The 12,943-nt window shown below is 70.8% G+C and carries 12 protein-coding genes and 1 tRNA gene; 7 read left to right on the top strand and 6 right to left on the bottom strand.

Annotation, left to right across the window (positions count from 1 at the left end; genetic code table 11):
• Nucleotides 1-245: 245 nt before the first annotated feature.
• On the bottom strand, nt 246-1,328 hold the full coding sequence (locus tag ABZ845_RS22585; RefSeq protein WP_360982400.1) for an LLM class flavin-dependent oxidoreductase: 1,083 nt from the start codon (nt 1,326-1,328) through the stop codon (nt 246-248).
• A 93-nt stretch (nt 1,329-1,421) separates the two neighbouring features.
• The gene (locus ABZ845_RS22580) at nt 1,422-2,186 is read right to left on the bottom strand and encodes a decarboxylase (RefSeq protein WP_360982398.1); all 765 of its coding nucleotides are present in this window, start codon (nt 2,184-2,186) and stop codon (nt 1,422-1,424) included.
• 308 nt (nt 2,187-2,494) lie between these two features.
• On the opposite strand from ABZ845_RS22580, the gene ABZ845_RS22575 reads away from it, so the two are divergent.
• The 7 genes from ABZ845_RS22575 to ABZ845_RS22545 all read left to right on the top strand — a co-directional run bounded on the left by ABZ845_RS22575 (nt 2,495) and on the right by ABZ845_RS22545 (nt 7,698).
• Entirely contained in the window at nt 2,495-3,460 is a 966-nt protein-coding gene (locus ABZ845_RS22575) for a D-2-hydroxyacid dehydrogenase (protein ID WP_360982396.1), read from the top strand.
• Between the two features lie 131 nt (nt 3,461-3,591).
• Complete coding sequence (ehuB, locus tag ABZ845_RS22570) at nt 3,592-4,497, top strand: ectoine/hydroxyectoine ABC transporter substrate-binding protein EhuB (RefSeq protein ID WP_360982394.1); 906 nt, start codon at nt 3,592-3,594, stop codon at nt 4,495-4,497.
• A complete protein-coding gene (ehuC, locus tag ABZ845_RS22565) occupies nt 4,494-5,222 on the top strand; it encodes an ectoine/hydroxyectoine ABC transporter permease subunit EhuC (protein WP_360982392.1) in 729 nt (242 codons plus the stop codon). The genes ehuB and ehuC overlap by 4 nt, the downstream gene beginning before the upstream one ends.
• Complete coding sequence (gene ehuD / locus ABZ845_RS22560) at nt 5,219-5,869, top strand: ectoine/hydroxyectoine ABC transporter permease subunit EhuD (RefSeq protein WP_360982390.1); 651 nt, start codon at nt 5,219-5,221, stop codon at nt 5,867-5,869. The genes ehuC and ehuD overlap by 4 nt, the downstream gene beginning before the upstream one ends.
• Nucleotides 5,870-5,879: 10 nt before the next feature.
• Nucleotides 5,880-6,656: an ectoine/hydroxyectoine ABC transporter ATP-binding protein EhuA gene (ehuA, locus tag ABZ845_RS22555; protein WP_360982388.1), complete on the top strand. Its 777-nt coding sequence runs from the start codon at nt 5,880-5,882 to the stop codon at nt 6,654-6,656.
• 110 nt (nt 6,657-6,766) lie between these two features.
• Nucleotides 6,767-7,546, top strand: a complete 780-nt coding sequence (locus ABZ845_RS22550; RefSeq protein WP_360982386.1) for an IclR family transcriptional regulator C-terminal domain-containing protein — start codon at nt 6,767-6,769, stop codon at nt 7,544-7,546.
• Nucleotides 7,547-7,624: 78 nt separating this feature from the next.
• Nucleotides 7,625-7,698: transfer RNA gene (locus ABZ845_RS22545), tRNA-Lys, on the top strand.
• 89 nt (nt 7,699-7,787) lie between these two features.
• On the opposite strand, the gene ABZ845_RS22540 is transcribed toward ABZ845_RS22545, so the two are convergent.
• From ABZ845_RS22540 to ABZ845_RS22525, 4 genes are all read right to left on the bottom strand, one after another.
• The gene (locus ABZ845_RS22540) at nt 7,788-9,476 is read right to left on the bottom strand and encodes an AMP-binding protein (RefSeq protein WP_360982384.1); all 1,689 of its coding nucleotides are present in this window, start codon (nt 9,474-9,476) and stop codon (nt 7,788-7,790) included.
• Between the two features lie 81 nt (nt 9,477-9,557).
• Complete coding sequence (locus ABZ845_RS22535; RefSeq protein WP_360982382.1) at nt 9,558-10,022, bottom strand: DUF3592 domain-containing protein; 465 nt, start codon at nt 10,020-10,022, stop codon at nt 9,558-9,560.
• Nucleotides 10,023-10,197: 175 nt separating this feature from the next.
• The gene (locus tag ABZ845_RS22530) at nt 10,198-11,343 is read right to left on the bottom strand and encodes an SPFH domain-containing protein (RefSeq protein WP_360982380.1); all 1,146 of its coding nucleotides are present in this window, start codon (nt 11,341-11,343) and stop codon (nt 10,198-10,200) included.
• Between the two features lie 249 nt (nt 11,344-11,592).
• Nucleotides 11,593-12,765 (bottom strand): peptidoglycan-binding protein, encoded by a 1,173-nt coding sequence (locus ABZ845_RS22525; protein ID WP_360982378.1) that lies wholly within the window; start codon nt 12,763-12,765, stop codon nt 11,593-11,595.
• Nucleotides 12,766-12,943: the final 178 nt, after the last annotated feature.

Raw genomic sequence — 12,943 nt, 5'->3', positions numbered from 1 at the left:
GCATCAGCGTGCTCTTCGCGATGCTCCGCGACGGCACCTTCTACGAACCCAGAACCCCACGCCTCGCTTGACGAAAGACATAGAGGCACCCCCCCGAGCAGTCCCCACCGGTTCGTCGTCAGCCGCGCGTGCGTCGTGGTTCCTCGCGTGGGATGCGTGCGATGCGTGCTCTTCAGGGGGCGGGCAACTGTGCGAGAAGTCCCGTGCGCCCGCGGATCGTGACGTATCCCTGGCGCGCCCTCGGCTCAGAGCGTCGGCAGGTTGTAGGTCTCGGCGATCAAGTCGTACGAGCGGAGGCGGACGGCGCCGTCGTGGGCGTTGGACGTGAGCATCAGTTCGTCCGCTCCCGTGCGCTTCTGGAGGGCGTCCAGGCCGGAGCGGACCTCGTCGGAGGTGCCGTGGACGACGTTCGCCGTCCAGGACTCGAAGAACTCCTGCTCCATCGGGCTGAACTCGTACGCCTCCGCCTCCTCCGGGGTGGGCACGAGGCCGGGGCGGCCCATGCGCAGACGGATCATGTTGAGCGCGGCGGCACGGACCTGGCGGCGGGCCTCCTTCTCCTCGTCGGTGGCGAGGGCCGCGACGCCGATGAGCGCGTACGGGGCGTCGAGGACCCCGGACGGGCGGAAGGACTCGCGGTACAGGTCGAGCGCCGGGATGGTGTTCTGCGCCGAGAAGTGGTGCGCGAAGGCGAAGGGCAGCCCCAGTGTTCCGGCCAGCCGGGCGCTGAACCCGGAGGAGCCGAGCAGCCAGACCGGCGGCCGGTGAGGGGACTGGACGCCGCCCGGGGAGGTGGCCTGGACGGGACCCGGGACCGCGTGGATGCGGGCGTAGGGGTGGCCGTCCGGGAAGTCGTCGTCGAGGAAGCGGGTCAGCTCCATGAGCTGCTGGGGGAAGTCGTCGGCGCCCTCGGAGAGATGGTCGGCGCGGCGCAGTGCGGCGGCGGTGGCGCCGTCCGTGCCGGGGGCGCGCCCGAGCCCGAGGTCGACGCGGCCGGGGGCCATGGCCTCCAGCGTGCCGAACTGTTCCGCGATGGCGAGCGGAGCATGGTTGGGCAGCATCACCCCGCCCGAGCCGAGCCGGATGCGGTCCGTGTGGGCGGCGAGGTGGGCGAGGATCACCGCGGGTGAGGAGGACGCGACGCCCGGCATCGAGTGGTGCTCGGCGACCCAGTAGCGGTGGAAACCTCGGGACTCCGCGAACCGGGCGATGGCGACGCTGGTGCGCAGGGCCTCGGTGGCGGTGCGGCCCGTACCCACTGTGACCAGGTCAAGTACGGACAGGGGAACGGGGGCGGTGCCCTGTGCCGTGCCTCGGATCTCGTCCACCGAACTGCCTCCTGCGCGCTCGTCTCTTTTCTCCCGGCGGCACAACAGGAGGCACTCCCCGGTTATTCCCGGACCCCGCGGCGAAGCCCCGGCTCACACCTGCACGATCGGTTCCCTGGTGAACAGGCTCCCCAGGTTCGGCGCGTTCACCCGGCGGTCCACCAGCCGCAGCGCCTCCCAGACCGTGACCTGGTTGGCGGTGAGGACCGGCTTGGCCAGCTCCTTCTCCAGGAGTGTCAGATGCGCGACCGTGTGCAGCGCCGTATCGGGCAGCAGAACCGCCTCGGCGTCGGAGTGATCGCCCGCGTGGGCGAGCGCGAGCACCTCCTTGGCTCCCCAGGTGGCCACCTCCGCCGCCGTGGCGACGCCCGCGGCGTGCGCCGACACCACTTCCACGTGCGCCGCCCGCAGAAAGCGGGCGAACAGCTCCGCCCCGCCGTCCGGGTACGTAGCGGCGACCGCCACCCTTCGCGCCTTGATCTCCCGCGCCGCGTGCGCGAAGGCGAACGAGGTCGAGGAGGCGGGCATCCCGGCCGCGCGGGCCAGGGCGCGCACCTGCTCGTGGGCGCCCTCCCAGCCGGGTGCGAAGCTTCCGCTGGTGGAGGCCCACACCACCGCCTCCGCCCCCGCGAGGCGCAGTTCCTCGACGCCCGCAGCGAGTTGTCGCGGCGTGTCCTCCCCGGGACTCCCGGGGCCGCCCGGCGGCGTCCCCGTGCGCATCTCGTCCGCCCGGGGACCGCCCTCTCCGGCGGGGATGTGCACGAGGTCCACCCGGATGTCGCTGGCCAGCAACTGCTCGATGCGCGGATAGTCGTCCTCTGCGTGGTGGCCCGGGTAGAGAAAACCGAGTGCGGTCATGCCCAACCTTCCTGTTCTTCCGGCGGTACGGGTACAGGTACGGGTACGGTCCGTGTTCTACGTCTTTGTGAGTCTTGTCGAGCAGAGCCTGATGGGGACCCGGCGCCCGGGTACCCAGGTGACGCAAACCAGCCCGCTCTCGTCACCTGGTTGGCCGAGGGAGCGGACCGGCGCTTGGCGCGGCCAGGCGCCGCAGGCATGTTGACGGCGGTGGCCGCGGGTGCCAACGTGTTCCATCCGCGCATGTCAGACGCCCGGCCGACCGCCTTCGACCGCCGCCGGCCGCCGAAGGGAGGCCCGGTTCACGTATGCCCGCTTCCCCGCCCGGCAGCCGACCCACCCTGCTCGTCCTGGACGCCGATCCACCGCCCCGGCTCGGGCGGCTCACCGGCCGGGTGCGGATCGAGCACGCGGACGACTCGACGCTCGCACAGCGCCTCCCGTACGCCGATGTCCTGCTCGTCTGGGACTTCGTCTCCCTCGCGGTGCGCGACGCATGGCCCGGAGAGGAACCCAGGCCGCGCTGGGTGCACACCGCGAGTGCGGCCGTGGACCATCTGATGTGCCCCGAACTGACCGCGTCCGACACGGTGGTGACGAACGCGCGGGGCGTCTTCGACCTCCCGGTCGCCGAGTACGTGGCCGCGCTCGTCCTCGCGATGGCCAAGGACCTCCCCCGCACCTGGGACCTCCAACGGGAACGGAAGTGGCGGCACCGCGAGACGACGCGGGTGGCGGGCACGCGGGCGTGCGTGGTCGGCTCCGGGCCGATCGGACGGACCATCGCCCGAACGCTCAAGGCGCTCGGTGTCACGGCGTCGGTCGTGGGCCGCATCCCGCGCACCGGTATCCACGGCCCGGCCGACCTGGACCGGCTGATCGCCCGGGCCGACTGGGTGATCGCCGCGGCTCCGCTGACCGAGCAGACACGGGGCATGTTCGACCTCCGGCGCTTCGGCGTCATGCAGCCCTCGGCCCGCTTCATCAACGTGGGGCGCGGGCAGCTCGTGGTGGAGGACGCGCTCGCCGAGGCGCTGTCGCGGCGGTGGATCGCGGGCGCCGCACTGGATGCCTTCCAGCGAGAACCGCTCACCCCCGACAGCCGGTTGTGGGGTGTCCCCGGTCTGCTCGTGTCCCCGCGCATGAGCGGTGACACGGCCGGCTGGAGGGACGAACTCGGTGCGCAGTTCGTCTCCCTGTACGAGCGGTGGGAGGCGGGGCGACCGCTGGTGAACGTGGTCGACAAAGTACGCGGCTACGTTCCCGGCCGGTGAGCAGCCCAGCGGAATCGTCGCCGGTCAGCACCCTGCCGGGGCCCGGCGGCGGCCTTCGTGCCGGACTCGCGCGCCGAGCGGGGCCGAAACAGGCCTGAATACATCGCATGGTCCCGGGTAGCCGCGCGCCCATGGCTCCACCACGGACGAAGGACGCGGGGAAACCCGGAACGACCAGACGGTCACTGCTCGCCGGTGCCGCCGCGCTGGGCGCGCTCGGCGCCGCCGGCTGCAGCCGCGTGGCCACGGCATCGACCGCCCACGGCGGCGGTCTGCTCAACCGGCTCAGGGCCCAGGGCGTGGTCCGCCTCGGCATCGCCGGTGAGATCCCCTTCGGATATATCGACAAGAACGGAGAACTAACCGGCGAGGCACCGGAGTTGGCGAAGGCCATCTTCAAACGGCTCGGCGTCGGCCGCGTCCAGCCCGTGCCGACCGAGTTCGGCTCTCTGATACCCGGGCTGAACTCACAGCAGTTCGATGTCGTCTCCGCCGGGATGTACATCAACCCGGAACGCTGTCAACAGGTCATATTCGCCGACCCCGACTACCAGATGCTCGACTCCTTCATCGTCCGCAAGGGCAACCCGAAGGGGCTGCACACGTATCGGGACGTGGTCGAGAAGAAGGCGAAGTTCGCCACCGGCACCGGATACGCGGAGATCCAGTACGCCGTCGAGGCCGGATACAAGGAGAGCGACATCCTGATCGTGCCCGATCAGGTCGCCGGGCTGAACGCCGTGGAGGCCGGGCGGGTCGATGTGTTCGCCGGTACCGCTCTCACCACGCGCGAGGTGGTCAAGAAGTCCGGCAAGGCCGAGGCCACCACGCCCTTCGCTCCGCTGGTGAAGGGCAAACCCCATGTCGACGGCGGTGGATTCGCGTTCCGGTCCACCGAGACGGGGCTGCGGGACGCCTTCAACGTCGAACTGAGGAAGATGAAGGCGAACGACGAGGTCTACCGCATTCTGCGTCCGTTCGGTTTCGGCAAGGCCGAGATGACCGACATGACCGCGAAGGAGCTGTGCCGCGGATGACCTCGGGCCTCTGGGAAATCGTACTGAAGGGCATATGGACCACCGTCCAGTTGCTCGTGCTCAGCTCGCTGCTGGCGACGGCCGTCTCGTTCGCCGTCGGCGTCGCGCGCACCCACCGGCGGTGGATCGTCCGCTTCCTCGCCGGCTTCTACACCGAGGTGTTCCGGGGCACCTCGGCCCTGATCATGATCTTCTGGGTGTTCTTCGTGCTGCCGCTCGCCTTCGGCTGGCAGCTGGTGCCGCTGTGGGCAGGCACGCTCGCGCTCGGCCTGACGTACGGGGCGTACGGCGCCGAGATCGTCCGCGGCGCCCTGAACTCCGTGGACCCGGCGCAGCGGGAGGGCGGGATCGCGCTGAGCTTCACCCCGTGGCAGCGCCTGCGCAAGATCCTGCTGCCGCAGGCGGTGCCGGAGATGATCCCGCCCTTCTCCAACCTCCTGGTCGAACTGCTCAAGGGAACCGCGCTGGTCTCCGTCATGGGCATGGGCGACCTGGCGTTCAGCGGCAATCTGGTGCGGCTCGCCCTGCAGGAGAGCGCGCACATCTACACGTACATCCTGCTCATCTACTTCGTGATCGCGTTCCTGCTCACCCGGCTGATGCGCGGTCTTGAACGCCGCTTGAAGGCAGGGATCGGCAAGGCGCCGCGGCGGCCCGAAAGCTCCGTACGGCGGCCCGGGACGACGGCCACGACCCCGACCACGGTTGGAGGCGGTGTCTCGTGAACTGGGACTGGGGCGCCGTACGCGCCTTCATGCCGCACTTCTGGGACGGCCTGCTCGTCACTCTCGAGGCACTCGCCCTGGGTTCGCTGATCTCGTTCGCCCTCGGCCTCGTATGGGCGCTGCTGATGCGCACCCGGACCCGGCTGGTGCGCTGGCCGGTGGGGATCGTGACCGAGTTCATCCGGGACACACCGCTGCTGGTGCAGCTGTTCTTCCTCTTCTACGTGCTGCCGGAGTGGGGAGTCACCTTCTCCGCGCTGACGACCGGTGTCTTCGCGATCGGGCTGCACTACTCGACCTACACGATGCAGGTCTACCGGGCCGGTATCGAGGCGGTGCCCCCCGGACAGTGGGAGGCGGCCACGGCGCTGAGCCTTCCCGTGCGCCGCACCTGGACCGCCGTGATCCTGCCGCAGGCCATCCGCCGGGTCGTGCCCGCGCTGGGCAACTACGTGATCTCGATGCTCAAGGACACACCGATGCTGATGACGATCACCGTGCTCGACATGCTCGGCCAGGCGCGGCTCTTCTCCCAGCAGCACTTCCAGTTCACCGAGCCCCTCACCGTCATCGGTGTGGCCTTCGTCCTGATCTCCTACCCCGCCTCCCTCCTCCTGCGAGCCCTGGAGCGACGTCTTGTCCGCTGACACTCCCCTGATGAAGCAACCCGACGCCCCCGCGAGCTCGCCGGCCGCGACCGGCGAGCTCATCCGCTTCGACCAGGTCACCAAGCGTTTCGGCGACCACACCGTCCTCGACAAGCTGGACTTCTCCGTCGAGACGGGCAAGCACGTCACGCTGATCGGCCCCTCGGGGTCCGGGAAGACCACGATCCTGCGCCTGCTGATGACCCTGGCCAAGCCCGAGGAGGGCACCATCACGGTCGGCGGGCAGCAGCTGTTCCCGGCGGACGAGAGGCAGGTCCGGGAGATACGGAAGAACATCGGGATGGTCTTCCAGCAGTTCAATCTGTTCCCGAACATGAAGGTGCTGCGGAACATCACCGAGGCGCCGGTGACCGTGCTCGGCCTGCCGAAGGACGAGGCAGAGCAGCGGGCGCGCGACCTGCTGGACCTGGTCGGGCTGAGCGACCACCTCGACAAGTACCCGAACCAGCTCTCCGGCGGGCAGCAGCAGCGCGTCGCCATCGCCCGGGCGCTGGCCATGCGCCCTCAGGTGCTGCTGCTGGACGAAGTGACGTCGGCGCTCGACCCGGAGCTGGTCGCCGGGGTCCTCGACGTTCTGCGTGACATCGCTCGCAGCACGGACATCACCATGCTGTGCGTGACGCATGAGATGAATTTCGCCCGCGACATCTCGGACCGTGTGCTGATGTTCGACTCCGGGAAGGTCATCGAGGCGGGCGGCCCGGAGAAGATCTTCACCGAGCCCGAGCACAGCCGGACCCGGGAGTTCCTCAGCGCGGTGCTCTGACCGCCAGACCCGCCGGATTCGTCAACGCCCTCTCCCCTGGCGGCTTTTGGGCCCTATCGTGGAGGCAGCCGAGCTGCCTGGAGAACGGCCCCGAAACGCAGGGGGAAACCGTGGCGCTGATCCATGAGCCGACCGACCCGACTGTCCCGTACCACTCGGCCCAGGACGCGCTGCGTGTCCTGGAGACGGTGTCACGGCGCCCCACCGGTGTCACCGGCACCGAGCTCGCCCGCGGGACCGGCCTCGGCACCCGGCAGCTGACCGCGCTCCTGCGGATGCTGCGCGGGGAGGGGTACGTCGAGCAGACGTCCGACGGCGCCTACGTCACGGGCGCCGCCCTCGGCCGCCTGGGATCCGCCCACGGCCGCGACCAGGCGCTGCGCGAGAGGCTCCAGCGCACCCTGGACCGGCTGCGCGACTCGGTGGGCGCCGCGGTCTACTTCAGCCGCTATGTCGACGGTGAGGTGCATGTCGCCCAGTGCGCCGAGAGCCTCGCGGCGCCGGCGGTGCACGAGTGGGTGGACTTCCGCTCCTCGGCCCATGCCAGCGCGGTCGGCAAGAGCCTGCTCGGACAGCTGGACCTGGACGGCCGCCGGGACCACCTCGCCCGCCACAAGCCGGCCCGGCTGACCTCCCGGACGATCACCAGCGAGAGGGACCTGCTGTCCCGCCTCGACGCCCATCCGCCCACGGTCCCGGTCCTCGACCTCCAGGAGTACGCGGTGGGCACGGTCTGCGCTGCCGTCCCGGTCACCGCGGGCTCCGCGGTCGGCTGTCTGGCGCTGTCCCTGCCGGTGGAGCACGCCCACCGGCTGCGGCAGGCGGCGGACACGCTGAACAGGGGGGCCGCCCCGGTCCTGCTGTCACTGGCGATCCGAGGGCGGCCTTGAGGATGGTCATCAGCACTCCGCAAGACCAGGTAGTATTTCTTTTGTCGTCGGACGCACAAGCGAAACGCGACAGAGTCTGCGCCGCTAGCTCAGTTGGTTAGAGCAGCTGACTCTTAATCAGCGGGTCCGGGGTTCGAGTCCCTGGCGGCGCACAAGTGAGAGGCTCCTCGCGACAGCGGGGGGCCTCTTCTCGTCGTACGACAGCGGTCGTACGAGTGCTGGTCATCCGGCGGCTGCGGCACTAGCGGGAAAGCAGCTCCTCACGGCCCCGCGCCCGGTACTCGGCGACGAGTACCGCCCCGTCCTCCTCGGTGAACCTCCGGTAGCCGTCCTGCCCGGGTGGCCGCCACCACACCGGATCCGCGCACCGGAAGCCCTCCCGCCTCAGCCCCGCCCGGTGGATCTTGTTGGTGGCGGTGACGGGCATCCGTTCCACGACCCGCACGAACCGGGGCGCCATCTTGGTACCGAGATCGGGCTGGGCGGCGAGGAAGGCGGAGAAGGCCCCCGGCTCGAAGATCTCCTCGTCCCCGAGCGCCATGGCCGCCATCACCTGGTCCCCGGACGCCGGGTCCGGAACCGCGTAGACCGCCACGGCGGCGGCGCCCGCGTACCTGGCGAGGATGTTCTCGATCAACGCCGCGGCCAGATTCTCGCCGTCGACGCGGAGGCGGTCCTCGGTGCGGCCCGCGAAGTAGAGGAACCCGTCGGCGTCCCGGTGGAAGAGGTCACCCGTCCAGTACCAGTCGTCCCCTCCCCCGGCTCCGTCCGGGCGCGGTGCTCCCCGTCTCCGCCGGGCGGCCTCCGCGGCGGGGTTGCGCCAGTAGCCCTCGAACGGACTCGGGCCGCGGTTGACCAGTTCGCCTATGGCCTCGTCCCCGTTCAGCAGCCGCCCGGCGGCGTCGAAGCGGGCGGGCGGGCACTCCTGGCCGGTAGCGGGGTCGAGGACGACGAGCCCGGGGGCCGCGCGTCCCACGGCGCCGGCGGGGGTTCCCGGCGACCACTGGACGGCCGCCCCGCCCTCCGACGATCCGTACCCCTCCTGAAGCCGCACCCCGAAGCGTCGCTCGAAGGCCGCCGCGTCCACCGCCCCCGCCTCCGTGCCGAAGCCGAGCCGCAGCGGGTTGTCCCGGTCGTCGGGCCGCTCTCCGGTCTCCAGGACGTACTGCACGGCACGTCCGATGTAGGTGAAGTACGTCGCCCCGTACGCCCGTACGTCATCAAGGAACCCCGACGCCGAGAAGCGGCGCCTGAGCACGACCGGGGCGCCCGTGACGAGCGCCGGGGCCCAGCCGGCGATGACCGCGTTGCCGTGGAACATCGGCATGCAGACGTAGTGGACGTCGTCGGCGCCCAGCCCGAGCCGGCGGACCAGGGAGCGGCCGGCCTCCGCGAGCCGCCCCTGACTGCAGATCGCCGCCTTGGGGGCGCCGGTGGAACCAGAGGTGAAGTAGAGGAGGAGGCGGTCGGCCGGGGTGGCCTTCGAGACGTCGGGCTCGGCGCCCCGGTATCCGGCGAGGAGCTTCACATAGGCGTCCGTGTCGGTCACCAGGATGCGGACACCCGGCAGTTCGAGCCCGTCCAGCAGCGGGAGGCGGGCCCGCTCGGTGACCAGGACCCCGCACTCGGTGTGCAGGATGTCCCGGGCCAGCTCGGGCCCACGGCGGGTGGGATTGACCCCGGCGACGGCCGCGCCCCCGAGGGCCGCCGCGCTCAGCCACAACGGGAACTCGGGCGTGTTGTCGAGCAGCACGCCGAGGTGCGGTACGGAGCCCGGCGGCAGCAGATCGGCCAGCAGCGCCGCACGCGCCGCGGCCCCCGCCGCCACGTCATGCCCGCTGAGCACCCGCCCCTCGAACCACACCGCCGGCCGCCGGTCCCCCCACCGCGCCCCCACAAGCTCGGCAGCACTGCCCCTCATGGCCTCCATGAACCGACGGTAGCTGACATGCCATCAGATGGGGACCCCGGGAACGCCAGGATCAGCCCCGCCCGAAGCCGTGCGCCGCGCTCACGGCATGTCCGCGAACGGACCGTCCGCGAAGACCTCGGTGTACGTCACCATGAACCCGACGCAGAACACGACGATCACCGACAGAAACACCAGCAGGCCCGTCGCGCCCGCCACGACCTTGCCCATGGCCGGCGCATGCGCGGTGGCCCGCTCAGGATGCTCGGCCGTGTAGTGCACGGGCACGATGTCGCCCTCGAGCGCCGTCGCCGGACCGTTGGCCTCCTCGAAGCGGACCGTACGGCCCTCGCGGGTCGTGAACTCGTACACATGGTGCAGCGTGGTGGTCACCGAGGTGTCACCGCCCCCGCTGGTCGTCGTGTACGTCCGCAGGCACCGCGCCTCGGCGGTCAGACCGCTCTTCCAGTTGCTCCGCATCTGGAGCGAACGGCGGACGATTATCGCCGCCATGGCCACCACACCGGCGATCATCAGGCTCGGTATCCCGTAGAACAAGAAGTCCATGTCTCCCCCACGTTTCGGTACGGTCCCACGCACGCCGTCACGACCTGGCAGCGGCGGTGCGTGGAACGTACCCGCCCGCGGTGCTCCCGCTCCTCAACGCAGGCTCAGAAAACCGTTCGGTACGGATTCGGGACGATGCGGGGGCAGAACGGTGCGGCGCGGCACACGGTGGCTGTCACCCCCCGTCGGTCGTCCGCCCCGTGTAGAAGGCCACCGTCAGATCCTTCACCAGCGCCTTGCGCTCGTAGTCGTCCAGTTCGACAAGGCCCCGGGTGGTCAGGCGGATCACCGTGTCCTCGACCGAGTCGACGACCGAGCTGAGGACGGTGTCCCGGTGCCGGGCGTCGAGCGCGGCGATCCGGCGCCGCTGCAGCCGCGCCGCGGCCTCGGGCGCGTACTCGAGCCGTGTCGGCTGCACCGAGAACACCTCGAGGCCGACCGGCGCCGCCTCCGCCGCCACCAGCCGGGTCAGCGCCTCACCGACCGCCTCGACGTTGTGCAGGCTCACCATGGCCATCGAGGCGGGCACATCCGCCGGCACCTGCGGGAGCACCCTCGCGAGCGCCGACTCGACGCACTCCCGCAGATACGCCTCATGGTCGTCGATGCCGAGCACGGCGCGCGCGGTGTCCTTGACCTGCCAGGTCATCATGACGACCACGTTCAGCGTGACCCCGTTGGCGTCGACCGCCGGCATGGGCTCGCTGCGCCAGTGCCGCAGCCGCACATCGGCGCGGCGGCGCATCACCAGCGGGTTCACCCACATCAGGCCGGAGCGGCGGATCGTGCCCCGGTAGCGCCCGAACACGCTCATCACCCAGGCCAGGCCGGTCTGCCCGCGCATGAGTCCCCCGAAGCCGAGGAGGAAGAGCACACCGGAGCCGACATAGGCGGCCAGCTGCGGGAGCCCAAGACCGGTGGACGGGGATACCGGAAGCTCCAGCAGGCGCACCGCGGCGGGCGACACGTAGCCCACCCACCACGTGGTGACCGCAATGCCCGCCACCCCGCCGAGGCCGATGAGCACACCGAGCGAACCGGGCAGCACCAGGGCGCGCCGCTCGATCAGCGTGGGGTCGAGCTCCGGCAGCCGCCGCCGCGGCGGGACGGCCGTACGCACCCGAGGCTGCTCGCCGGTGCCGAGCCGCCGCCCCACCACCGCGGGGGCGAGCGGCAGCGGGCCCGCGTCGGGATCCTCGCGGAACAGCATGTGGACGGGGATCTCGGCGGTCGACTCACTGTGGATGAGGCGGGGTTGCCGGAGGTCGGACTCGTCCGGACCCCCTTCGGGCTCCGAGTTCTGCGATGTCGTGGTGCTCATGCGTGCCTCCAAGCCTCCGCGCCGGCGATGCCGGCCGGGCGCGTCGGAATACGGACGAGGAGAGGGAGGGACTGGGACAGGGGATCGGGACAGGGGACAGGGACAACGGACCTGGGACTGGGACAAGGGACCGGGACTGGGGCCGGGGGGCAAAGGGGCGGGACCGAGCAGGGGCAAAGGTGGACGGTGGGCAAGGAGCGAGACGAAGGGGCTGCAGGCAGGGAAAGGGGCGGGAGACAGGCCGGGGACTCAGTGGAACAGGCGCCTCCACGTCTCCGGGCCGGGGTATCCGTCAGCGTGACGGCCGCTCCAGCCCTGGGCCTGCTGGAACGCCTCGACGTTGCGCCGGTCCATCTCCCCCCAGCGTGGGCCGGCCCCGCCGGTGTAGTGCTTGCCGAACCCCTTCCTGATCAGCTGCCGGCCCAGCTCGGCGACATGAGGGTTCTCGGCGCCAGGGCGGAACATGCCCGGACCGGGAAAGCCGGGCGACCCGTTGGGGGCGGCGGCCCGGAGCCCGGCGACGGCACCGCGCGGCCCGGCGGCCGTGTACGGGCCGGCCTGGGCGCCCCTCGTACCACCACCCGGATAGCCGGGGAAGAAGCCCGGCACGTCGCCGGCCGATGCCCCCGAGGAGCCCGGGGAGCCCGGGGAGCCCGGAGACAACGGCAGCTCCTTGCCCTCCGCCGCGCTCTGGCTCCCCGTCAGGTTCTTGTAGCGGTACGGCACATAGCGGCTGGAGTTGCTCCAGTACGCGTACGGGGTCGTCAGCCGCCGGGCCACCGGCGGCGTCTCCTCGTAGGCCGTGTAGCGCTTGTGCGTGTAGTCCGTCCAGCCGCCGAAGATGACGACGTGCGACCCCTTCTCCGGGTTGGCCGGGTTGTGGAAGAGCAGGATGTCGCCGGGCTGCAGCTGCTCCTTGGTGATACGCACGCCGAACTGGTCGAGGCTGCCCGTCCATTCGTTGGTGCCGAGGTTCCAGGCCATCGACACGAAACCGGAGCAGTCCTGCCGGTACCCGTCCGACCAGTAGTCGTCCATGCTGTACGGCACCTTGGCCGCCACCCACCCCTTGGCCCGGGTGATGATCGCCGTGCGGGTCGTCGCGGGCAGCACGGAAGGGGTCCGGGCACCACCGGGGCCGTGCAGCGGCATGGTGTGGCCCTGGGGAGTGTCCGGGGTCGGCTGGTCACCGGCGGGGGCGCCCCGGCGGACCGGTGCGTGAGCGGCGGCCACGGCGGGCGCCGACTGGCCCGCACCGAGCGCCGTGCCCGTCACCGCGGCCAGCGCGAGTGCCTGACGTACCGTCAGGCGACCGGTCAGTCCGGCACGTGAAGGAGAGGGGACGGTATGACGCCGGTTCGCGCAGCCGATGCAGTCACATCCGCCCTGGGGTTCCCATTCCTCGAACACCGGAGTCTCCATACGCCGTCCCTCACACTCCCCGTAGACACACTGAATAGTTTGTCTGGTTTTCTGCATGTACGTTACTTTCACAACTATGCACCGGAATTGCGCGATTACGGTTCACATGTACGGGCGTGCCGCCCGTGAGGGGGTACGCGGCGCCGCCGGACGGAGGCCGCCGTCCCGCGCCCGCTGT

It is taken from the genome of Streptomyces sp. NPDC047022 (assembly GCF_040644155.1).
GTDB lineage: Bacteria > Actinomycetota > Actinomycetes > Streptomycetales > Streptomycetaceae > Streptomyces.
This window is presented reverse-complemented; position numbering and strand designations above follow the sequence as displayed.